General features: G+C 41.4%; 16 protein-coding genes. 11 read left to right on the plus strand and 5 right to left on the minus strand.

Annotated features, from left to right (window positions below; genetic code table 11):
* Window positions 1-91 precede the first annotated feature (91 nt).
* The 6 genes from NSP_RS08440 (at window position 92) to NSP_RS08470 (ending at window position 9,647) form a co-directional block, all read left to right on the plus strand.
* Window positions 92-3,817 carry an nSTAND1 domain-containing NTPase gene (locus tag NSP_RS08440; RefSeq protein WP_006195581.1) on the plus strand — a complete coding sequence of 1,242 codons (3,726 nt, stop codon included), beginning with the start codon at window positions 92-94 and terminating at the stop codon, window positions 3,815-3,817.
* A gap of 55 nt (window positions 3,818-3,872) precedes the next feature.
* Window positions 3,873-4,475: an IS607 family transposase gene (locus NSP_RS08445; RefSeq protein WP_006195580.1), complete on the plus strand. Its 603-nt coding sequence runs from the start codon at window positions 3,873-3,875 to the stop codon at window positions 4,473-4,475.
* Complete coding sequence (locus NSP_RS08450; RefSeq protein ID WP_017803983.1) at window positions 4,459-5,559, plus strand: RNA-guided endonuclease InsQ/TnpB family protein; 1,101 nt, start codon at window positions 4,459-4,461, stop codon at window positions 5,557-5,559. Before NSP_RS08445 ends, NSP_RS08450 begins: the two co-directional genes overlap by 17 nt.
* 540 nt (window positions 5,560-6,099) lie before the next feature.
* On the plus strand, window positions 6,100-6,885 hold the full coding sequence (locus tag NSP_RS08460; protein WP_006197088.1) for an HAD family hydrolase: 786 nt from the start codon (window positions 6,100-6,102) through the stop codon (window positions 6,883-6,885).
* A gap of 427 nt (window positions 6,886-7,312) precedes the next feature.
* Window positions 7,313-8,488: a DNA double-strand break repair nuclease NurA gene (locus NSP_RS08465; protein WP_006197087.1), complete on the plus strand. Its 1,176-nt coding sequence runs from the start codon at window positions 7,313-7,315 to the stop codon at window positions 8,486-8,488.
* A 205-nt stretch (window positions 8,489-8,693) separates the two neighbouring features.
* Window positions 8,694-9,647 (plus strand): DNA polymerase III subunit delta', encoded by a 954-nt coding sequence (locus NSP_RS08470; protein WP_006197086.1) that lies wholly within the window; start codon window positions 8,694-8,696, stop codon window positions 9,645-9,647.
* A gap of 250 nt (window positions 9,648-9,897) precedes the next feature.
* Here the strand turns inward: NSP_RS08470 and NSP_RS08475 are convergent, their stop codons facing one another.
* Window positions 9,898-10,650, minus strand: a complete 753-nt coding sequence (locus NSP_RS08475; protein ID WP_006197085.1) for a response regulator transcription factor — start codon at window positions 10,648-10,650, stop codon at window positions 9,898-9,900.
* A gap of 306 nt (window positions 10,651-10,956) precedes the next feature.
* On the opposite strand from NSP_RS08475, the gene NSP_RS08480 reads away from it, so the two are divergent.
* The 3 genes from NSP_RS08480 (at window position 10,957) to NSP_RS08490 (ending at window position 15,394) form a co-directional block, all read left to right on the plus strand.
* Window positions 10,957-11,088 (plus strand): hypothetical protein, encoded by a 132-nt coding sequence (locus NSP_RS08480; protein ID WP_006197084.1) that lies wholly within the window; start codon window positions 10,957-10,959, stop codon window positions 11,086-11,088.
* 85 nt (window positions 11,089-11,173) lie between these two features.
* Window positions 11,174-12,589 (plus strand): alkaline phosphatase PhoX, encoded by a 1,416-nt coding sequence (locus NSP_RS08485; RefSeq protein ID WP_006197083.1) that lies wholly within the window; start codon window positions 11,174-11,176, stop codon window positions 12,587-12,589.
* Window positions 12,590-13,246: 657 nt separating this feature from the next.
* Complete coding sequence (locus NSP_RS08490; RefSeq protein WP_006197082.1) at window positions 13,247-15,394, plus strand: pentapeptide repeat-containing protein; 2,148 nt, start codon at window positions 13,247-13,249, stop codon at window positions 15,392-15,394.
* A gap of 269 nt (window positions 15,395-15,663) precedes the next feature.
* On the opposite strand, the gene NSP_RS08495 is transcribed toward NSP_RS08490, so the two are convergent.
* Entirely contained in the window at window positions 15,664-17,019 is a 1,356-nt protein-coding gene (locus NSP_RS08495) for a (Fe-S)-binding protein (protein WP_006197081.1), read from the minus strand.
* A gap of 290 nt (window positions 17,020-17,309) precedes the next feature.
* A complete protein-coding gene (locus NSP_RS08500) occupies window positions 17,310-18,596 on the minus strand; it encodes an FAD-binding oxidoreductase (RefSeq protein ID WP_006197080.1) in 1,287 nt (428 codons plus the stop codon).
* A 333-nt stretch (window positions 18,597-18,929) separates the two neighbouring features.
* Here NSP_RS08500 and NSP_RS08505 point away from each other — a divergent pair, with 333 nt between their 5' ends.
* Window positions 18,930-19,238: an RNA recognition motif domain-containing protein gene (locus NSP_RS08505; protein ID WP_006197079.1), complete on the plus strand. Its 309-nt coding sequence runs from the start codon at window positions 18,930-18,932 to the stop codon at window positions 19,236-19,238.
* A gap of 451 nt (window positions 19,239-19,689) precedes the next feature.
* On the opposite strand, the gene NSP_RS08510 is transcribed toward NSP_RS08505, so the two are convergent.
* Both NSP_RS08510 and NSP_RS08515 read right to left on the minus strand, forming a co-directional pair.
* Window positions 19,690-20,304: a gamma-glutamylcyclotransferase family protein gene (locus NSP_RS08510; RefSeq protein ID WP_006197078.1), complete on the minus strand. Its 615-nt coding sequence runs from the start codon at window positions 20,302-20,304 to the stop codon at window positions 19,690-19,692.
* A 210-nt stretch (window positions 20,305-20,514) separates the two neighbouring features.
* Window positions 20,515-21,237, minus strand: coding sequence for a hypothetical protein (locus NSP_RS08515; protein ID WP_006197077.1), 723 nt, complete (start codon window positions 21,235-21,237; stop codon window positions 20,515-20,517).
* Window positions 21,238-21,599: 362 nt separating this feature from the next.
* Here NSP_RS08515 and NSP_RS08520 point away from each other — a divergent pair, with 362 nt between their 5' ends.
* Window positions 21,600-22,838, plus strand: coding sequence for a glycoside hydrolase family 10-like protein (locus tag NSP_RS08520; RefSeq protein ID WP_373567420.1), 1,239 nt, complete (start codon window positions 21,600-21,602; stop codon window positions 22,836-22,838).
* Window positions 22,839-23,010: the final 172 nt, after the last annotated feature.

Below are 23,010 nucleotides of genomic sequence, written 5' to 3' on the forward strand. Positions count from 1 at the left end.
AGATCCCCGACTTCTTAGAGAAGTCGGGGATCTAAATACGAATTACGAATTACGTTAGCGAAGCTCCTCTGAAAGAGGCATTACGAATTATATGAGTAATCAGTATGAACCGGAAAATTTAGAAGTTAAGAATGAGCAATCATTGCAAACTTTGGTTAGAGCAATTACCTTATCTGAGGGTGAATTTTCACTGATTTTACTGCGCTGTAATTATGCAGTTTTGCGTCAGACGATGGTTGAAAGTCTGCACCAATTATCTCCTGTACAAATTCGCGAAATTACTTTACCTACATCCGTCAAAACTCTTTACACAGCTATTAAAGAACAACTGGGAGATGAACAACCACCAGCTTTAATGGTTTTTGGGTTGGAATCAGTTAAAGATATTGATACGGTTCTGACTGCGGCTAACCGAGTGCGGGAGCAATTTAGAAAACAATTTCCTTTCCCCATTTTGTTGTGGGTGAATGACCAAACTCTGCAAAAGTTGATTCGATTAGCCGCAGATTTAGAAAATTGGGCGAGTATTATTGAATTTGAAACTCCTACCCCTGAGTTATTTAATTTCTTACACCAAAAAACTAATGAAGTATTTACTGATGATGTGCGTCCCACTTCGCAAATTTGCCAGGAATTAAAATCTGCTCTTCAGGATTTAGAAACGCGTGGGGAAGTTTTAAGTTTTGCTATTACCGCTAGTCTAAAATTTGTATTGGGGTTTTATGATTATCTTTATGACAAACTTGATTCAGCTTTAAAATATTATCAGCAAAGTTTGGCTGGATGGCAAGAAAGTGATGATTTCAAAGAACGCCAAGGTATAGTTTTAGTTCATATTGCTTTTGTTTATTCTCGGCAAGCTGTAATTAATCCCTTAGATAATCAAATATCTTGGGAAACTGCGAAAAATTATCTGCAAAATTCTTTACTTATTTTTACACAAATACAGCGTCTAGATTTAGTTGCAAAATATATTAATCATTTGGGTGAAGTGCTGCGGAATTTAACAGCATGGTCAGATTTACAAACTCTCGCTGATAAATCTCTGCCTCTACATGAAGAATATGGTACTCCCCGACAATTGGCACAAGATTATGGCTTTTTGGCAGAGGTAGCAGTACAAGAGTCACGCTGGCAAAATGCGAGACAATTGGCAGAAACAGGGCTGCAAATATTAAATGATATCTCTAGTTTAGCACCTTATGAACTTAGTTTATATCAATTTATTTTAGCTTGTGCTGATCAGGGTTTAGGTGAAATTACAGCCGCAATTGAGCATTTAGAAATTGCCAAATCTGCAAGTAATCCGCAATATGACCCGCAATTATATATCTCTATTTTAGAAAGATTGCGTTTACTCTATTTTGATAAAACTGAATATCGTTTAGCTTTTAATCTCAAGCAAGAACAATTACAAATTGAACATCAATATGGGTTTCGGGCTTTTGTGGGTGCGTCTTATTTAAATCCCCAGCGACAAGCCATAAATCCGGCACAGTTACAAATAGAAAATACAGGTAGTGTGGCTCAAGAAATCGCCGCTTCTGGTCGGAGTCAAGATGTGATGCGGTTACGGGACAGAATTAGCGGGACTGAGCATAAATTAACTGTAATTCATGGTCAGTCAGGTGTGGGGAAAAGTTCAATTTTACAAGGTGGTTTAATACCTGCATTGCAACAAAAACCAATTGAGGGACGTGATGTTTTACCTATTTTGTTGCGAGTTTATACAGATTGGGTGGGAATGTTGGGACAGTGCTTGAAATCAAATATTCAGTCGTTAAATGCTAGTTCTCTAAATTCTTCAGCAGCTATTGTGGCAGAGTTACGAAAAAATGCTGAACGCAATCTGTTAACGGTGTTAATGTTTGACCAATTTGAAGAGTTTTTCTTTGTTTATCCAGACCAAGGTGATAGACGCAGTTTTTATGAGTTTCTGCGTATTTGTTTAGATATTCCTTTTTTGAAGGTGATTCTGTCTTTACGAGAAGATTATTTACATTATTTATTAGAGTTAGAACGGCTGTTTGATTTAAAGGTAATTAATAATAATATTCTAGCTAAAAATATTCGCTATTATTTGGGTAATTTTTCACCAGAAGATGCTAAGACTGTTATTCAAACTTTGACTCAGCAAAACCTCTCTTCTACGAAGCTACCGTATACAAGTAAAGCATCTGATCCCCCTAAATCCCCCTTAGAAAGGGGGACTTCAAGACAAATTTCACCCTTAAAAATGGGGAGTAGTAGGGATGAAAATACTGTTGTAACTGGTGGGGTTGGGTCAGAAAGTTTGATTGCAGAGGAAATAAGAAATCAATATTCTTTAGAAGCTGCTTTAATTGAGCAATTAGTGCAGGATTTAGCGGGGAATATTGGAGAGGTACGCCCAATTGAGTTGCAACTTGTGGGGATGCAGTTGCAAACTGAGAAAATTACAACTTTAAAACAGTATCAAGATTTTGGGACTAAAGAAAATCTGGTTGAAGGATTTTTAGAATCGGTTATTAAAGATTGTGGGGCAGAAAATGAACGTGCTGCCAGATTTATTTTATATTTACTCACTGATGAAAATGGCACTCGTCCTTTGAAAACTAGGGCTGAGTTAACAGCAGAGTTAGCCGGAGAAACCAAGAGATTAGATTTGGTCTTAGATATTTTTGTGCAATCTGGTTTAGTGTTTCTATTACCAGAATCACCGGCTGATAGATATCAATTGGTGCATGATTATCTGGTTTATTTTATTCGTCAACAACAGGGGAATGAAATCTTAGCAGAATTGGCAAGGGAACGGGAACAGCGTCTGCAAGCTGAAGCAAATTTACAACAGGAACAAAAAGCTAAACAAATATTAGCTGCTGCTAACCTGGAAGCTGAAGCAAAGATTAGAGAAGGGCGGAAGAGATTAGTCAGAAGTTCTGGCTTGTCAGTGGTTTTATTAGTATTGGCAGGGATGGCTTCTGTTTATGCAGTTAATCAAGTTAGTGCAGCTAGGAAAGCTAATGAAAATCAACAAGAGGCGGAACGAAAGTTAACCAAAACTGAAGGTGATTATCAGCGAACAACTAAAAGTTTGCAAGAGACGGAAAGAAAACAGGCAGAATTACAAAGAACAGCGCGAGATTTAGAACTGAAGAAGAAGGATGCAGAAGCAAAGTTTAAGGACGCACAAAAAGAAAATATCCAAGCTACCCAAAACCTAGCTGCTGCTAAAACAGATTTAGATAAGGTAAATCAGCAAGCCGCAGCATTAGAAGCGAAAAATGCCGAAGCGGAAGCCAGAATTAAAACGGCTACTGACAGAGTAAAAACTGCTGATGAGAAAGCACAACAAGCACAGCAACAACAACAGCAAGCGGAATCTCAAATTAAACAGGCAGAAATTACTCTGCAACAAGCGCAATTAGAACAACAAGCAGCAAAGCAAGCCGCACAATTAGCGCAAGAAGCCCAACAAGAAGCGCTAAAGGGAACAGAATTAGAACGGGCGGGAGTTAATGCCATTAGACAGTTTGAGTTTACCCAGTTAGCAGGGCTAGTTACAGCAGTTAAAACTGGTAAAGAGTTGAAAACTTTAGTTAAAGATAATCGCCCTCTGGATGAATACCCAGCTATTAGCCCGATTTATGCGTTGCATACTATTCTGGGTGATATTAAAGAACGTAACCAATTTCATGGGCATCAGGGCGGTGTCAGGAGTGTGAGTTTCAGCCCGGACGGCAAAACCATCGCCACCGCATCCGATGACCGGACAGCGCGGTTGTGGACTCTAGAGGGGCAACTGTTACAAGAATTCAAAGGGTTGGGAACTGATTAGAAATATTTATCCATACTTACTCATAACTACTTAAATGCTATGCTATAGTAGTTATATGAGTAAGTTATCTATATCTGAAGCAGCAAAGTTAAAAGGTGTAAGTGTTTCCACACTCAGAAGATGGGAAACAGAAGGTAAATTAATTCCCGAAAGAACAGCTAGTGGTCATAGAAGATATGATTTAGCTCAATTGTTAGGAATCAAGCCTGATTTATCTTACACCATTGGTTACTGTCGAGTTTCTAGCCATGACCAAAAAGAAGACCTAGAAAGACAAAAGCAAGTTGTTGAATTATTTTGCGCTCAAAATGGTTGGCAATTTGAAATTATAGAAGACTTAGGTTCAGGCTTAAACTACAGCAAAAAAGGATTAAAGAGATTAATCCGATTAATTGTTGATAGTAAACTTGAACGTCTTGTTTTAACCCATAAAGATAGACTATTGAGATTTGGTAGTGAATTAATTTTTAGTTTGTGTGAACATTTTGGAACAGAAATAGTAATTATCAATAGAACTGAAGACTCAACTTTTGAAGAAGACTTAGCTCAAGATGTTTTAGAAATAATTACAGTTTTTAGTGCCAGACTGTATGGATCTAGAAGTCACAAAAACAAGAAAATTATAGAGGAGTTGAAAGAAGTTGCTGTTCGGCTTTAAAACTGAGTTAAAAATCAATAACCATCAGCGTACCCAACTACTTCAACATTGTGGTGTTGCTCGTCATGCTTGGAATTGGGGATTAGCTCTTACCAAACAGATATTAGAGCACAATAAGTTAAATCCTAATTCCAAAATAAAATTTCCTACTGCTATTGATTTACATAAATGGTTAGTAGCATTAGTAAAAAGTGAAAATCCCTGGTATTACGAATGTTCAAAATCAGCACCACAAGAAGCTCTACGAGCTTTAAAAACAGCATGGGATAGGTGCTTTAAAAAAATATCAGGAGTGCCTAAATTTAAGAGAAAGGGTAAACATGATAGCTTTACCTTAGAGGGTAGTGTCAAAAATTTAGAGTCAAATAAAATACAAGTACCGAAGATAGGAGTTCTCCAAAGTTATGAAAGACTACCTCAAAAAGAAATTAAATCAGTAACCATTAGTCGTAAGGCTAATAGATGGTTTATTAGTTTTAGATTTGATGTAGAAAAACAAGATAATAAAAACCTCAAAGTTGTGGGAGTAGACTTAGGTGTAAAAAATTTAGCTACTCTATCAACAGGTGAAATTATAGAAGGTGCAAAGTCTTACAAAAAATATGAATCTAAATTAAGCAGGTTGCAATGGTTAAACAGAAATAAAGTTATCAATTCAAACAATTGGAGAAAAGCACAACTAAAAATTGCTAAATTGCATCTGAAGATTGCCAACATTCGTAAAGATACATTACACAAACTTACTACTTTATTAGCCAAGAACCACGGCAAAGTGGTAATCGAAGATTTAAACGTATCTGGAATGTTGGCAAACAGGAAATTAGCAAAAGCAATCTCCGATATGGGATTTCATGAGTTTCGTCGTCAACTAACCTACAAGTGTGAATTGTATAGTTCTGAACTTGTCGTGGTTGATAGATGGTATCCCAGTTCTAAAACTTGTTCTAATTGCGGAACTAAAAAAGAAAATCTCACACTTAACGAAAGAGTTTTTCAATGTGAAAATTGCGGTTTTGAGTGTGATAGAGATTTAAACGCAGCTATCAATTTATCAAAAATTGATTTGTCAAAAGCTGTCAGTTAGACAGTGTTAGTCTGTGGACTGGATAATGCCGACATTACCAGGATGAAGCAGAAAGTAAACTTCAAACCCCATCTAGTACAAGTTATCTATTATAGAAAAGTCTAAATAGGTAAGTTTGAGTAAGTTTTATGTAACGGAAGCGGACTCATGATGCTCGTATAATTGCTGTCATGCTAGCACATGGAATTACACATATTCTCACCTTTAATCCGAGTGATTTTAGACTGATGCCAGACATTATAATTGTTCGTCCGCAGGAACTAGTACCGCAAGGCGGAAGTCAAAAGTCAAAAGTCAAAAGTCAAAAAGCTTATAAAATGGGCTTTTCAGGGATTTTGAATGGTCTGTTTATTTACGCCGTCTTGTACTAGGTAAAAATTGAGGTACTGGGTAAGCTTGTCTGTAGTCCATTAATAAATCAGTTTGGGTAACGTCACCATACTTTTTTCTCAACGGATAAATTATAAAATCCTCACAAAAAATACTGCGTCGTGTGAATTTCTCAGCTAATCTAACAAAAGCAGTTTATTCCGCAACATAATGACCGCCAGTAGTCCCACAATTTTAGCCCTAGACTTTGATGGAGTAATTTGCGATGGACTAATTGAATATTTTGAAGTCGCCTGGCGCACATACTGTCAAATTTGGTCGCCCGTAGACGATACACCACCAGATGATTTACCCTTAAGATTTTATCGTCTCAGACCTGTGATTGAAACAGGCTGGGAAATGCCAGTATTAATCAAAGCCTTGGTAGATCAAATTTCTGAAGAAAAAATTCTTCAAGAGTGGGCGACAATTACACCGCAAATTTTATTAGAACATAATCTCCAGTCCCCAACAATTGGTACAGCACTAGACAATTTGCGGGATGAATGGATTACCACAGATTTAGACGGTTGGCTAAGTCTGCATAAATTTTATCCGGGTGTATTGGAAAAAATTAAACTCACCATTGCTAGTGAAACAAAATTATACATTGTCACCACCAAAGAAGGGCGCTTCGTGCAGCAGTTATTACAACGAGAAGGGGTAAATTTACCACCAGCAGCGATTTTTGGCAAAGAAGTTAAGCGCCCTAAATACCAAACTCTGCGAGAATTAATTCAGAAGGCCGAGAAAAAACCAGTTAGTCTGTGGTTTGTAGAAGACAGAATCAAGACATTACAGTTAGTTCAACAGCAAACAGACCTGGAAAATGTCAAACTTTTCTTGGCAGACTGGGGCTATAATACCCAAACAGAAAGAAAAGCTGCCCAAGATGATCCAGGAATTCAGGTAATAAATCTACCTAAGTTTACTAAAGATTTCACTGGGTGGCTGTAATTTACCCCTAATAAATTGCGAACATATTAGACATCTACCACAAAGAACGTAGTGGCGTGACAAGGCTAAAATAGTGCATAAGCATAAATATTGTGGGGTGGGCTACTGGTCCCCCCAGAACAGGCATCTTGCCTGTTCCACAAGAGAAACATATTGCAACATTTTAAGCTTGTCACGCCAGTAGGGTGGGTTAGCATCAGCGTAACCCACCATCATTTATAAAATTTAGGACTTACGCACAAATTACGGAATAACGAACCACACCAGACGCAGAGGACACAGAGGAATAAGGGTTTGAGAGGGTTTTTGCGTAAGTCCTGAAATTTATAGTGTATTTAAATACCTTCCTAATACATCCAACAAATTGAATATTTTTAAATATACAATTCCCGTACAGAAAAATTACCAATAAATTAGCGTTTTAATTATGCTTGATTTAACAAAATTGGCGAGACAAATGCAGGGTTTAAGTGAGCATCTTACCTTAGAAGCTGCTGCGAGTCGTCAGCGTTTGGAATTGGCGCAACAACACCTGCAAAAGGCTTATGAGCGTCAAGAAGATTTAATTAATACTCAGGAACAATGGCGCGATCGCATTCTCTTTGCTAATGCTACACCAATTGAGCCACTAGAAACCTGTATTGATATCCCCGTCCCGCCGAAAGTGCATACAGTCATCGCTACCGACGGTTCTCAAATTGCGCCCAACCATCATGAAATTGCTTATTGCTATCTGTTGAATATTGGCAGAGTCGTTTTACACTATGGACAAAATCGCCAACCACTACTTGATAGTTTACCAGAGGTATTTTATCGCCCAGAAGATTTATATGTGTCTCGGCAATGGGGAATTAAAACCGAAGAATGGATGGGTTATCGCCGCACTGCTTCCGAAACTACAGTTTTAGCAGAATTGGCTTGTGCAGCGAAAGGGGAAGCACCAGCTTTAGCAATGGTAGATGGTTCCTTAATTTACTGGTTTTTGGAACAGCTGCCGATGGATGCACGCGATCGCATTTTACCCCCCATCCTCGAAGCTTGGCAACAGTTGAACCAGGCGAAAATTCCCGTGATGGGATATCTGAGCGCCTCTCGCAACATTGATTGTACCAACTTCCTACGGTTGTTAGCTTGTCCCCATCCCGCCCCCGATTGTAAAAGTTATTGTCCAGATCAATTAGACAAAGTACCTTGTAAGCTTTTTGACACTTTACGAGATACTACCCTTTGGGGAAACCAACTGCAACCAGGACAACGGGGACCACTGTGGCGGAGTAATAACCGGATTTTAGAACTTTATGAACAGCAAATCATCTACTTTTGCCATGTCCATGTAGGTAGTGAAATTGCGCGGATAGAAGTACCTGCATGGGTAGCTGAGGATACAGCCATGTTTAACCAAGCATTGGGATTAATGCTAGCACAAGTACAGAAAGGCTATGGTTATCCTGTAGCTATAGCCGAAGCCCATAATCAAGCAGTAGTACGAGGGGGTGATAAAACTCGTTTCTTCGCCCTATTAGAAAGACAAATGATTAAAGCCGGCTTGAAAAATGTGGGAACTTCTTACAAAGAAACCAGAAAACGCGGCAGTATCGCTTAAATCAGTGAACAGTTATCAGTTATCAGTTATCAAGGCGTATGGTGGGGGATTTAAAACCGCCACTTTAGTAATTTTGTAGGGGCGGGTTTACTCATATCTATAAACCCGCCCCTACTCGTTCAACCAATAATCTCATTATCTTGGCTTCCGGAGATTGTCAACAGTAATAACACTCACAAGGCACAAGCCAATCTACAATTGACCAATGACGATTGATCCATTTTCTCCACTTTTAGGGCAGTCACAAGCCATAGAATTACTCACTCAAGCTGTCAAACAAAACCGAGTCGCCCCGGCTTATTTATTTGTGGGGATAGATGGTGTGGGAAAAACTCTAGCCGCGCGGTGTTTTGTCGAATTGTTATTTTCCGCCCAAACACGGAATATCGCTTCTTTACAAAGTCGTTTGCGTCAAGGTAATCATCCTGATTTGTGGTGGGTACAACCAACATATCAACACGAGGGAAAACGCCTCACAGCAGCAGAAGCAGCAGAGAAAAAACTCAAGCGGAAAGCACCGCCTGTAATTAGACTAGAGCAGATACGGGAAATTACTGAGTTTCTCGGCCGTCCCCCCTTGGAAGCACCGCGAAATGTGGTAGTGCTGGAGTCAGCCCAAACAATGGCAGAATCAGCCGCTAATGCTTTGCTGAAAACTTTAGAAGAACCCGGACAGGCCACCGTAATTTTGATTGCACCATCTCCTGAGTCGGTTTTGCCCACATTAGTGTCACGCTGTCAACGTATTCCTTTTTATCGCTTAGACACACAGTCTTTAACTCAGGTACTCACCCAAGCCGGACATGAGGAAATTTTGCAGCATCCGGCAGTATTGAGCATAGCAGCTGGTAGCCCAGGCAGTGCGATCGCATCCTATGAGCAATTACAAATAATTCCTGAAACCTTACTCCAAGATGTCACCAAAGTGCCTTCATCCTACCGCCAAGCCTTAGAGTTAGCCAAGACAATTGCTCAAGAGTTAGATACAGAAGCACAACTATGGTTAGTCGATTATCTTCAACAATCCTACTGGCAACAGTGGCATAAAGCAGAAATTATACACAAATTAGAAAAAGCTCGGAAATCCTTACTTTGTTACGCCCAACCACGTCTAGTGTGGGAATGCACATTCATCGCCTTGTTGATGCATCTGAGTTGAAAAAGAATGTAGAGACGTTACATACAACGTCTCTACAAAAGTTTACCGAAAAAGCATATTTGAATTCCGTCGATGGCCATTCATATCATGTTCGATTCATCACTGACCATTATTCATGGTAACTTGAGATAACGCACTGGACTCTGAAAGGCTGCTTCTCGTAGAGTAGGGGCCTTCTCATAGGGTACGTGGCGAAACAAAGTACAGATGCGTAGATTACCTGAAAAATGTCTGAAATCCCGGATAAATTTCACTCAACCACGGATGATGATGATGCAGAAGCCCCCTCATTTGATTGAGGTAAGCTGGGCAATTCTAAACAATATCCCGCACCATAGACTGTTTTGATATAGCGAGGGTGACGGGGGTCTGGTTCTAGTTTAGTTCTCAAGTGGCGGATATGCACTCGAATGGTTTCAATGTCATCATCTGGATCATAGCCCCAAACTTCGCGCAGAATTTCGCTGGGGGAAACTGTCTGACCGTGGCGTTGCAGTAAACAATGGAGTAGCTCAAATTCCAGGTGAGTCAGTTTCACCGTTTCATTGAACCATATAGCCTCAAAACGTTCTGGAACCAGAGTCAAATTCCCATAGTTGAGAATTTCACTGTGTTTTGCAGCTTGGGGGATGCGGTCAGTACGTCGCAACAATGCCCGCACCCGTGCTAACATCTCTTCCACTTCAAAAGGCTTGGTGAGGTAATCATCAGCACCAGCATTGAAACCTTCGACTTTATTCTGAGTTTGGCTTAAAGCCGTCAGCATCAACACCGGAATCTCGGCTGTGCGGTCATCCCTCCGTAGGCGTTGGCAAACTGTAAAACCGTCTACTCTGGGCAACATCAGGTCAAGCATAATCAAGTCAGGTTGTAGCTGAAGCGCCAGCGCTTGACCTTTGATACCATCTTCAGCTTGGCTGACATCGTAGCCAGCCATTTCTAAATTCACAGCAACGAGTTCTGAAATTGCCGCGTCATCGTCTATAACAAGAATCCTGGGCATTATTTAAAAAATTATTACTACTTAATTAAGGATAAATAAGAACCTTGGATAGATACAAAGATTTCTATCTTGATTATAAAAAACATTTAAATCTAGCATAAATTTAAAGCTAAAGGATGGTGGAACCAGAACTAAGGTACTCTAAATTCCATATATGTTGTGTTATTCTGCCTACAATCCGCCCCTGTTTCGCAAAAATGGGATGGCAATGACTGTTGAGGCTGCTTTGTGGGGTTAACGTTATGGGAAACATACTCCACATTCAGAGCCGCCATATCATAAAGCAGTTATGATTGGTGGGCAGGTATGCCAATTTTTAGTTTGGTTGCCATACCCAAAAATGCTCATAATACAATTATTGCCACTAATGGTATTACAGGTGATCTAGAGCAAGAAAGGTTTTTGAGACTCTTAGGAATTCCACTAACCGAAACTTAAACCAATGATTATCCATAATTAACGTTGGTCTAATAATCTCTGAGCGTGCGATCGCATATTCACGTAAAGAGAAGGAAGCAACACAATGGAAGTCTCAAGACGTAAATTTTTAACTTTAGCTGGCACAAGTGCAGCCACCGTGACCATGCTGTCACCATTGGAAGCATTTTATGCAAAAGTCGCCCGTGGTGAAATGCCTACCAGCACTGGCTACGGGTCACTTCAGGAAAAACTGCCTTTAAACACTGCTGAACTTCCGGCTGACTTAAGCGGAATACCCATTTTGAAATTGCCTCGTGCCTTTAAATACACCGCATTCTCAATTACTGGTCAGCCAATGGACGACGGCTTCACAGTAGCCAGAGGTCATGATGGCATGGCTGCATTTCCAGGAGCCAACAACACCACAATCCTGGTTCGCAACCATGAGTTACGTACTTCCTCCTCAGATCCTGTTCAAGGCGGTATTAAATACTCTACAGAGGCTGTAGGTGGAACCAGCACACTAGTAGTGGGAGCCGACCGTAGACTCATCAAGCACTTTAACTCCTTGGCTGGAACTATTCGTAACTGTGCAGGTGGTCCTACACCCTGGCGCACATGGATTAGTTGCGAAGAAACCTTCTCTACAACATTGAACGGCAGCATCAGACATGGTTACAACTTTGAAGTTATAGCCGACCCCAATAGCGGTTTAGTCAACCCAGTTCCCCTGAGAGAAATGGGACGCTTCAATCATGAAGCCGTAGCTGTAGACCCCAAAACTGGCTATGTCTACGAAACCGAAGACCGTGGTGATAGCTGCTTCTATCGGTTTGTGCCTAACGTTAGACCTACCAAAGTCGGTGATTTGGAGAAAGGTGGTAGTTTGTATGCCTTGAAGGTGATAGGTATGAACAATTTTGCCCTCAATACGATCAATAATCCTAATTTTGGTGGTCAGCCAGGACTGGTTAAGGTTGGTCAAACATTGCCAGTAGAGTGGGTCAAAATTGATAATCCCGACCCAGACGAAGAAAGTAGTAGCGCAGGTGTTGGTGTTCGCTACGAAGCTCAAAGCAAGGGAGCAGCCATCTTCTTCCGAGGTGAGGGAGCTTGGTATGGTAATGGACTAGTATACTTTGTTGCTTCTCAAGGTGGTCCGCCAGTATCTTCTGCTGATAACGCCAGAGGTAATGGTCAAGTTTGGGCTTATAACCCAGCTAGAGAAGAAATCACACTTGTAGTTGAAGCTTCTCCCAGTGGGGCATTTTTACAGGCTCCAGATAACATCACTGTTGCTCCCTTTGGAGACCTCTTCCTTTGCGAAGATGGTAGTGGAACAGACTATATTGTAGGCGTTAACAAAAAGGGTGAAGTCTATCAGTTTGCCATGAACAATATCACTAGCGGTGAGTTGGCTGGTGCTTGCTTCTCTGCTGACGGTAGAACAATGTTTGTGAACCTTCAAAATCCCGGCATTACAGTTGCTATCTTTGGCCCCTGGAATCGTCGTAGATAGGATGAAATCGGAAACAGGAGAAACCCAAAGTGGTTTTTAACAATCCTCAAACACCGATTCCAGCTTAAATAAGAAGTTAAAACGCCGGGTTTTTATCTCCAATAACCCGGTTTTTCCCTAGCGTAGCGGGCAATATGCCTGCACCACAAGAAAATTTTGGATGATCTTGGATGTCCTCTAAATAGGGCTTGCTGAAAAAGTCTTGTGGTGGAGACAGGGAACAGGGAACAGGGAACAGTTTCAAGAGTTGGATAGGAGCGATTTTTCCTTTGAATCAAATTTAAATGCAAGGTTTTTAAGTTCTCACAGCCTAAAGGCTTGCACTTTTTCAATTTCAAATTCCCTGAAATCCTTTACCTGTAAGGTTTTCGTATTTATTCAGCCAGCCCTAAATGCGGTTCGGTTAAGATCCCCCCGCCTACGGCGACCCCCTTAAAAAGGGGGTAAAAGAGTTCTAAGCCCCCCTTTTTAAGGGGGGTTGGGGGGATCTTCAAAAGATTAAAACGCTAACCGAACCGTATTGGATATCCTCTAAAGATCCCCGACTTCTTTGATAAGTGGGGGATCTGGTTTATTTCAGCAAATATTCACAAAATCTAGAATATTAGAGAGCAAAGTTGTATATAATCTCAGTAATAACCTCATACTGACCAGATTATGCCGCCAAACTATGCCGGTCAAAATCTCCGAGGTCACTCTTTTAAAGGTCAAGACCTGACTGGAGCCAACTTTAGCAAGGCGGATATTCGCGGGGCAGATTTTACCAACGCGACTCTTAAAAATGCGGATTTTACTGATGCTAAAGCCGGACTACAGCGACGTTGGACAATTGGGTTGCTCATAGCCTCATGGCTGCTATCGGCAGTTTCAGGGCTGTTCTCCATCGTCCTCGGTGCATTGGTAGCATATATTTTTCACCCTGATAATACTCAAGACTTCATCGCGGGGATAGTCTGCCTAATTGTGCTGCTGGTTTTTTGTTTTATTACCCTTCGTAAGGGTTTAACAGCCGGAGCCGTAGCCGTAGCCGTAGCCGTAGCCGGAGCCGTAGCCCTAGCCGGAGCCGTAGCCCTAGCCGTAGCCGTAGCCGGAGCCGTAGCCGTAGCCCTAGCCGTAGCCGGAGCCGGAGCCGTAGCCGTAGCCCTAGCCGTAGCCGGAGCCGTAGCCGGAGCCGGAGCCGTAGCCGGAGCCGTAGCCGTAGCCGTAGCCGTAGCCGTAGCCGTAGCCGTAGCCGTAGCCGGAGCCGTAGCCGGAGCCGTAGCCCTAGCCGTAGCCGGAGCCGTAGCCCTAGCCGTAGCCGTAGCCCTAGCCGTAGCCGGAGCCGTAGCCCTAGCCGTAGCCGTAGCCGGAGCCGGAGCCTTTACATTATTTAGTGCTTACATTGGCTGGCGTAGTCTCACTGGAAATGGAAAAGAAGCTTGGGTTCGCTCATTTGCTGTAGCTTTTGCAGCGACAGGTGGAACTAGCTTTCGTAGTGCTGATTTAACTGATGCTGATTTTAGTGGTGCAATTCTCAGAAATACAGATTTTAGAAAAGCCAACCTCACACGCACTCGGTTTTATGAAGTCAAAAAACTCGATCTTGCCAGAGTTGGAGATTCAATATTAGCTAAACGAGATGTTCTTAATTTACTCGTCAGCTGCAATGGTAGAAATAAATCATATCTTGGCGCTAACCTGAAAGGAGCAAACCTTATAGGTGCAGACTTAACCAATGCTAATCTTAAAGATGTTGATATTACGGAAACCACCTTCCAAGGAGCTTGTTTAGATGGGGCAAATTTAACTCTGGCTCAAGCTGTGGGTACTAATTTCACCAACGCCAAAATGACTGGTGCTTGTGTAGAAGCTTGGAATATTGAAAGTACAACTCAATTAAATAATGTAGATTGTCGCTTTGTCTATCTTCTAGAAAACCCCAAACCTGGAACCGATGACCGCGAACGCCGTCCCAGTAGTGGCGACTTTCAACCAGGAGAATTTACTAAGCTATTTGAAGAAGTTTTAAATACAGTTGATTTGATTTTCCGTGATGGCATTGATTGGAAGGCTTTTGTTAATGCTTTTCAAAATGTGCAGAACCAAAATGAAGACACAAAATTAGGCTTACAAAGTATTGAAAATAAAGGTGATGGGGTAGTCGTTGTTAAGGTTGGTGTCCCTGATGGTGCTGATAAAGAAAAGATTCATAGTGATTTTACACACTATTATCAATTGGGACTGCAAGCAGCAGAGGAAAAATATAAGGCATTATTAAATATGCAAAAAGAGGATATAGATTTTCTTCGGAAACAAAATGCAAAAATTCCAGAGATGATTATGTCGTTAGCGAATCAATCTATGAATGTTAAAGTTGACAATAAAATAGAAAATAAACCTATGACTAACAGTAATGATGCCAGCCGTAAGATTAACATTGGCAGTGTTGGCGGTGATTTTAATGCTAGTGGACAAGCTTTGAATTTAGGTGAAATTAGTGGTACTGTCACAAATACTATTAATGAGTTGCCAAGTTCATCTAAACCTGATAAACCGGGAGTTAAGGAATTGTTGGCGCAATTGCAAGCAGCAATTGAGGCTGAGAAAAATTTACCTGAAGAAGATAAAGCTGAGGCGTTAGAACAGGTGAAGACTTTGGCGGAAGCCGGGAAAAGTCCGCAAGTTGAGGGGGCTATGCAAAAGGCGGCGAAAACGGCTTTGAAGATTTTGAAGGGTACAGTTGCTAGTTTACCCAGTGCAACTAAGTTAGTTGAAGAATGTAGTAAGCTTTTGCCGTTGATTTCTCAGCTTTTGGGCTTAAGTTAGGATTGCACCGGAAAACCTGTCATTGGGAGGAGGAACGACGAAGCAATCGCAAAAACTCAAGGACAATGCGATTACTTCGTTCCGCTATCGCTGCACTCGTAATGACAATTTAAAGGGTTTAAAAGGCTTGAAACCCTTGCAGACACTACTTGTGTGTACACGGTAGCCTCGCTTGCGGGGAGGGGGTTGGGGGTGGGGTTCAAGTATACCTATTAAAGATGAATGAAGACGCGATTCATCGCGTCTCTACAATATGGGTATTGCGTTGATTATTTATCCAATTTCACGCCCCGAATTGAATAATCTAATAATTCCATTGGGTGCATAACTGAAATACTTTTCCCTTGCAATTGCAGATGTTTAGTAATTTGCAAAGTACAACCAGGATTAGCCGAAGCAATTAACTCAGCACCAGTATTTAATAAATTCTGCACCTTTTGCTGTCCTAATTCCTCAGCAACTTCTGGTTGCAGCATATTATAAACCCCAGCACTACCACAACACAAAGCTGCGTCTAGAGGTTCGCTTAACTTGACTCCGGGAATTTGGCGTAACATCTGACGCGGTTGCACACTAATCTTTTGACCATGTAATAAATGACAAGCATCTTGATAAACTAAATTTAAAGGTTTATCAGTTAATGGTGATAGTTTGGCGGTCATTCCTACATTGACTAAAAACTCTTGAGCATCTTTGACCTTAGCCGCAAAAGCCTCAGCCTTTTCTTTATATTCTGGGTCATCTTGTAAAATGTGACCGTATTCTTTTAAAGTATGACCGCAACCAGCCGCATTGATAATCACAAAATCGACATCGGTATTAGCAAAACTATCAATCATTTGTCTAGCTAAAGTTTTCGCCTGTTCTGTTTGTCCTTGATGTTCAGGAAGCGCAGCACAACAACCTTGAGACTTCGGAATTACCACCTCACAACCATTAGCAGTTAAAACCCGTACAGTTGCTTCATTAATCGGAGAGAAAAACAACCGTTGCACACATCCCAAAATTACCCCAACTCGGTAACGCTTCTCACCTTGGGCGGGAATAACATCAGGTAAATTATCTTGAAAAGATTGAAGAGTAATTTTTGGTAAAATAGATTCCATTGCAGCCAAACGGGGAGATACTTTTTTCAGTAACCCTGTAGCCCGCACCAACTTTGGTAAACCCAACCTTTGATAAACCAGCAAAGGAAACAAAAACAATCGTAATAAATCAGGATTAGGAAACAAAGAAAATATCAGTTTCCGAATCAACGTATCTGGTAAACTGCGAGAATAATTGCGTTCAACTTGGTGACGAGTCGCAGAAATCAACTTATCATACTGCACACCAGAAGGACAAGTACTCACACAAGCCAGACAACCCAAACAAGAATCAAAATGTTGAACAGTTGCCGTATTCAGAGCAATTTCACCATTATTAATAGCATCCATTAAATAGATGCGTCCCCTGGGAGAATCCATCTCCTTACCAATTACCCGATAACTGGGACAAGTAGCCAGACAAAAACCACAATGTACACAACTATCAATCAACTTCGGATCAGGTGGCTGACTAACATCAAAACCCTTTAAATTCTTAATCTTAGCAGTATCATTCACAGAACTATCAGAAACTTGCATTTTATTCTCTTCCCCTCTTCCTTCGTGTCCTTCGTGTCCTTTGCGGTTCGTTTCTTAGAATTTTTTTAAAAGTAGTCGGCTGTGTTTTAAGCACTTATTGATCCCCCCTAGCCCCCCTTAAGAAGGCTACGGTGTACACACAAGTATTTTCAAGTTGCGTCATAACGTTTTGATCCCCCCTAGCCCCCCTTAAGAAGGGGGGAACAGGAATCAAAGTCCCCCTTTCTAAGGGGGATTTAGGGGGATCTATAATATTTTGCTCCCGACAATAGGACTTTTCAAACATTATCTTAAATCCCACCCACAAAGCGACCATTACTTAAAATATTCTTACTATCAAACTGAGCCTTAATTTGGCGCATCACCTGCAAAGAATTACCAGAATAACCCCAAACATCCATTGCTTCCTTAACCGGATTTGGTGCTGTTAAAATACTTAAAAATCCTCTATTAGATTCACACTGCTCGCGCATTTTCAAAACCTGATTTTTATCCTCAAATTGCAACCAACCCAAACCACTAGCCAGGTGAATCAAACCCATTTCCGCCTCAGTCAAAACCTCCACAGCCGCAGTCGGTAATACTCCTATTTTGCAGGTAATTGTAGAATCTGTAACCGAATCATCCATTAATTCTCGCAATCTTTGCCATAGAGAGCCTTCATGTTCATTCACATAAATTGTCCCATCTAAACCCAACTTTTCTCCTACGGCTAACAATCGATTTGACTGTTCCTTGACACTTTCACCAATACTTTGGAAACGCGCCATTAATCCCAACCCCTGATTTAAGCCTAACTTAGAAGTTAGTTGCGTGGAGAGCAAATCAGCCTGGGTGGGTGTTAACGCGGAACTGCGGAGAGTATTTGCAGCTTGGGATATAGCTTCTGCTGTACCAGTTAATACTACCGTCCCAGATGTTTCCGCTAGAGGATACACGCGGAAAGTTACTTGACTAATTACTCCTAGTGTGCTGTAAGACCCTGTAAATAACTTCATCAAATCGTATCCGGCAACATTTTTGACAACGCGCCCTCCAGCCTTGGCAATTTGTCCATCAGCACGGACGAAAGTAATCCCTAGTAACTGGTCGCGGACACTACCATAACGTTGTCTGAGGGAATTTGTATCTGCTGTGGCGACAATACCGCCAATAGTTGCTAATTCGGGTCGGCTGGGGTCAAGGGCGATAAATTGGCGCGATTTTGCTAAAATTTCCTGGAGATGGGAGAACTGCATCCCGGCTTCGACTGTGACGGTTAAATCACCAACGGCGTGTTGGATTAGTTGATTGATGCGTTCTGTGCTGACTACGATATCAGCGCTTTTGACTAAACCACCCCAGTTGATTTTACTGCTTTTGCCACAGGGGAGGACGCGCCAGTTCTGACGGTGCGCCTCGGCGATGACGGCGGCTAGTTGGGCTTGGGTGCGGGGATAGACGATACAATTGGGCGGTTTTGCAGAGGCGATCGCCTGTTGGATCTGTTTTTGCTGACTGAGTTCGAGGTTTTCCCAAGGATAGATAGCATTTTCTTCGTTAATCGTAGATGCAAGACAAGAGGCGATCGCGTTCATCAGTTTCTTTTTTGAGTCCCTAATTCTAATTTACTGGTTAATTTCACTAAAGGCGCTGCATCTTTACGGGATGTCTATTTTTTCCTATTAAAAAAAAGTTCCCAGGCGATCGCGCAATATGTCATACTTAATTCTGAATTGCTTCTATGACTTTTCATAACAATTTTTATTCATTCCCCCCCGACACTTTTTCTTTGTGTCATAGTGGGGGGGTGAGAATTTATTCGGCGATCAGCTTTTGTTTTTAGTATTGACAGGCTCCTTCCTTTTGGTATTTACAGACTTTTCCCCGAAATCGAAATCTCTACACTCTTACGATTTTGGAGAAAATCTATGTCAGTTTACGTAGGCAATCTATCTTACGAAGTTACACAAGACACTCTTAGTGCTGTGTTTGCAGAATATGGTTCTGTAAAGCGCGTACAGCTACCTACTAACCGTGAAACAGGACAACTGCGCGGTTTTGGCTTTGTAGAAATGGGTACAGATGACGAAGAAACAGCAGCTATCGAAGCTCTTGATGGTGCTGAATGGATGGGACGCGACTTGAAAGTAAATAAGGCGAAACCCAGAGAAGATAGAGGTTCCTTTGGCGGTGGTAATCGCAGTGGTGGTGGCGGTAATTTCCGTAGCCGTTACTAAATAATCTAGATTAGACTTTTTCATCTCCTAAATATTGGAACTAAAAAAGGTCATAATCTCAAAACCTCAAGCCAGACTCGGTTTGAGGTTTTTTTTATGAGCCTTTTAACTTCACGCCAGTGCTAGGAGTGGGATGTGATTTTTAGCGTAGGACTAAGTTGTAATAGCGGTTTCTGCTATATAAAACCTAGACAAAACTAGACTTTACTTTCTACTTCAACGGGAGCATGGGAGCAGTTATCCCTCAGTAGACTTTCACGCCTTAGCCAGACGCGATTGTGTTCCAATTAAGTTTCTGAAAAAGACTACCACCATCATTGCTTGGTTTTCGCGTCGGCAATAGTCTCAATTCAATACTTGATATCACCGTATTATATATCAAGTAGTTGATTTTTTCCTAAAATATATATTGATTTTTGTCAATATAAGTATAGTTTTGTCTATGAAATTGTCAACTTAGGACTTGCTCAGCAGTTCGCATAATTTGCTGTTGTTGATGACGCTGTTGTAATTTGTACATATGATCAAACAAGTTCCAGCAATATTCCTCTGGTAGTCCACAGGTAACAGCACCCCGCAGGACAACGTTAAAATACCAGTCATTAGGCGCGAGTTCTTCTGCGAGCTTGTTCACTACTATATAGGTACGAGCGGCTGTGTATACCTGATTTTCGCAGTGAATATCTACTGTTTCTCGACGATATAAACTTTGGGAAACACCTTCGCGTTTATCCAGATATGCGCTCAATCGCCAGGGTAGCTGATACAGTACACCTTTGACGCTGGCGTTGGGATCTGGTAACACATCTAAAACCCCACAGTGACGAGTGGGAGAATAGGAATAAAACCCTAAGCGATAATTCTTTAAAATTGCTGGGCCGATAATATAAGGATGAGTGCTTTCACCAAGCGATCGCTTTAAATCTACCGGACACATACAAGAGCCATAAGCAAAATAGTAAAACGTTGGCTCTTTTTGTAGCTGTTGTTGCAGTTTTAAAACTGGCTTGGGAGGATTCTGAGATTGTACCCAATTATGGTGTGAGCGATCGCTTTGATGACTCATCTATCTTTAGAAGTATTTATATAAAAGGTATTGTACCACCAATTCCCCAAAAATACAACTCTATTCCGATAGATAAACTGTAGTTTAAAGTCTGAGAACCGCAATACCCTCGTTTGAAAGGTGGTTACAGCAGCACCGACAATTTCACCGACGAATTTTCATCAGTGATTAACTAACCTTGATTGAGCGATCGCTACATTCTTTGGGTAATTAGTTGCCAGTAATTGTACTAGCTTCTTCATTTAACCTGATTACCGAACCAGTGTCATTAGTGTGATACACCAAAGTTTGGTTACCAGCACCCACCGTGACTCGCCAACCTTCAACTAAAGCTTGGAGACAGATTTCAGCCGGACCACCTAAGCCCAAACAGCCATCAGACCAAGTTCGTTGTTCAGCTGCGATGATGTTTAACTGAGAAGGTGGTAAATTTAAACGTTGAGAGGCCTCTTGCAAAACCGCATTTTTTACCGATTGAGGTAGATTTGTTGATGGATTTGTGGCGGTATTTTTTTCAGCTAACCGTAACAAACGCCCATTGCTATTGGTGTGATATATCCAGTTTGTTTCGCCATTAGACACTACAACTCGCCAACCAGGAACTAAAGCTTGGGTGCAAAATTCATCGGGTTGAGGTAAGTCCAAGCAACCATTGCTCCAAGTTTCTGGACTATAATCAACAATTTTTAGTGTGCTAGGTGAAATTCTCTCGCGAATGAATACATCTCGCCGCACCGCGCTAGCTACCTGAGCTGGTAAACTGTTTTGGTTATTGATTACGAAAGGATTTTGTAGTGTGAAGTTTGGAAAACCAGCCGTGGCACTTTTGGTCATTGTCAACCCACCACCGACAGATAAAATGCTAGTCAAAATCAAAGCCGTGAGCATTTTGCCTTGATAGGTAATAGGATACTTTTTTAGAGTCCTCTTCATCAGAAAATTCCCATAGTGATGAGTGTTTAGATAGACCCTAGTATACTAGTTATTTGTTCCTAAATTTTCACAGCAATTATACAGAGCAATATAGCGTTTACTAGTCTGCAAAAGATCCGGATTTATCTGTGTTCATCTGTGTTCATCTGTGGTCGAATAATTCTTGTAGTACCTATTGAAGTGGGAATCGCTATAGCGCCAGCGCTGGCTTGTCAGTTCGCAGATCAAAGCCTAAACTCAACAAAGCAGATATTACAAAAATCAACAAAAAAATAGCCAGTATTCTTACTAGCACAGAATAATAGAACTTATATTTTAATACACTATTCATGAATTATGTTTTAGGCTATCCATAGCAGATTATGAAAAAATTGATCCAGTGGTGTATGGAGTTGATGGGGGGTGAATTTGTTCACCGCCAAAAGCAGGCGTTATTTGCCGTGATAGTTTCCTTGAGTATGATCGTTACAGTCATGCTATCGCTGCCCCTGAACGCTCAGACTATACCAAAGTCAGAATTAAGAGGCGTGTGGTTAACAAATATTGATAGTAACGTATTATTTGAACGCGATCGCCTAAAAAATGCCTTGCAACGCTTAGATGAATTAAACTTTAATACAGTATATCCTGTAGTGTGGAATTGGGGATATACATTATATCCTAGCAAAGTAGCAGCCAAAGTGATTGGGCGATCGCTCGACCCCGAACCCGGACTACAAGGGAGAGATATACTCAAAGAAATTGTCACCGAGGGACATGAAAAAGGTTTAAAAGTGATTCCCTGGTTTGAATTTGGCTTCATGGCTCCAGCTGATTCCCTCTTAGCTAAAAATCGTCCCCAATGGCTCACCAGTCGCAGCGATGGTAGTAAAATAGTCAAAGAAGGCATACATGAACGGGTGTGGTTAAATCCCTTTCACCCAGAAGCACAGAAATTTATCCAAGATTTAATCGTTGAAATCGTCAGCAACTACGACATTGACGGCATTCAATTTGATGATCATTTTGGCTTACCATCAGAATTAGGCTACGATGCCTATACAGTAGCCCTGTACAAAAAAGAACATCGCGGACAAGCGCCCCCACAAGACCCCAAAAATCCTGCATGGGTGAGATGGAGAGCCAACAAAATTACCGACTTTATGAAGCAGGTATTTACAGCCATCAAAGCCAATCAAAAAGATTGTATAGTTTCCGTCGCGCCTAACCCTCAGCGTTTCTCCTACGAATATTATCTAGCAGATTGGCAGAGATGGGAAAGAATGGGACTGGTAGAAGACTTAGTATTGCAGATATATCGCAATGATTTGAACGTATTTATCAAAGAACTAGAGTATCCAGAAGTCAAAGCCGCCCGCAGCCATATTCCTGTGAGTATCGGCATTTTATCCGGGTTAAAAAATCGTACCGTCCCCATAGAACAAATTAAAACACAAGTAGAAAAAGTACGCGATCGCAAATTTGCCGGAGTTTCCTTCTTCTTCTACGAAACCCTGTGGAACCTGAGCCAAGAACAGCCCGTAAAACGTCAAACAGGCTTAAAAAAGATATTCCCCACACCAACAAATTATCCCAACTTACTCACAGGCTGGAAACCTTAAAGAGGCAGGGGGGCAGGGGGCAGGGGGCAGGGGGGAGTCAAGAAGCAGGGGAGTGGGGAGTAGAGCTAAAATTAACTGAAGCATTTCTTCCTTCCCTTTCTTCACTTGGCGTACTTGGCGTACTTGGCGGTTCGTTAAAAAAAAGAACTTAATACAGTAATCAAGATATAGA

This window comes from Nodularia spumigena CCY9414, from assembly GCF_000340565.2.
Classification (GTDB): Bacteria; Cyanobacteriota; Cyanobacteriia; order Cyanobacteriales; family Nostocaceae; genus Nodularia; species Nodularia spumigena.

Coding starts and splice junctions, on each gene's coding strand:
- NSP_RS08440 (WP_006195581.1), top strand. CDS start 92: ATGAGTAATCAGTATGAACCGGAAAATTTAGAAGTTAAGAATGAGCAA.
- NSP_RS08445 (WP_006195580.1), top strand. CDS start 3,873: ATGAGTAAGTTATCTATATCTGAAGCAGCAAAGTTAAAAGGTGTAAGT.
- NSP_RS08460 (WP_006197088.1), top strand. CDS start 6,100: ATGACCGCCAGTAGTCCCACAATTTTAGCCCTAGACTTTGATGGAGTA.
- NSP_RS08465 (WP_006197087.1), top strand. CDS start 7,313: ATGCTTGATTTAACAAAATTGGCGAGACAAATGCAGGGTTTAAGTGAG.
- NSP_RS08470 (WP_006197086.1), top strand. CDS start 8,694: ATGACGATTGATCCATTTTCTCCACTTTTAGGGCAGTCACAAGCCATA.
- NSP_RS08475 (WP_006197085.1), bottom strand. CDS start 10,650: ATGCCCAGGATTCTTGTTATAGACGATGACGCGGCAATTTCAGAACTC.
- NSP_RS08480 (WP_006197084.1), top strand. CDS start 10,957: ATGCCAATTTTTAGTTTGGTTGCCATACCCAAAAATGCTCATAATACA.
- NSP_RS08485 (WP_006197083.1), top strand. CDS start 11,174: ATGGAAGTCTCAAGACGTAAATTTTTAACTTTAGCTGGCACAAGTGCA.
- NSP_RS08490 (WP_006197082.1), top strand. CDS start 13,247: ATGCCGCCAAACTATGCCGGTCAAAATCTCCGAGGTCACTCTTTTAAA.
- NSP_RS08495 (WP_006197081.1), bottom strand. CDS start 17,019: ATGCAAGTTTCTGATAGTTCTGTGAATGATACTGCTAAGATTAAGAAT.
- NSP_RS08500 (WP_006197080.1), bottom strand. CDS start 18,596: ATGAACGCGATCGCCTCTTGTCTTGCATCTACGATTAACGAAGAAAAT.
- NSP_RS08505 (WP_006197079.1), top strand. CDS start 18,930: ATGTCAGTTTACGTAGGCAATCTATCTTACGAAGTTACACAAGACACT.
- NSP_RS08510 (WP_006197078.1), bottom strand. CDS start 20,304: ATGAGTCATCAAAGCGATCGCTCACACCATAATTGGGTACAATCTCAG.
- NSP_RS08515 (WP_006197077.1), bottom strand. CDS start 21,237: ATGAAGAGGACTCTAAAAAAGTATCCTATTACCTATCAAGGCAAAATG.
- NSP_RS08520 (WP_373567420.1), top strand. CDS start 21,600: ATGAAAAAATTGATCCAGTGGTGTATGGAGTTGATGGGGGGTGAATTT.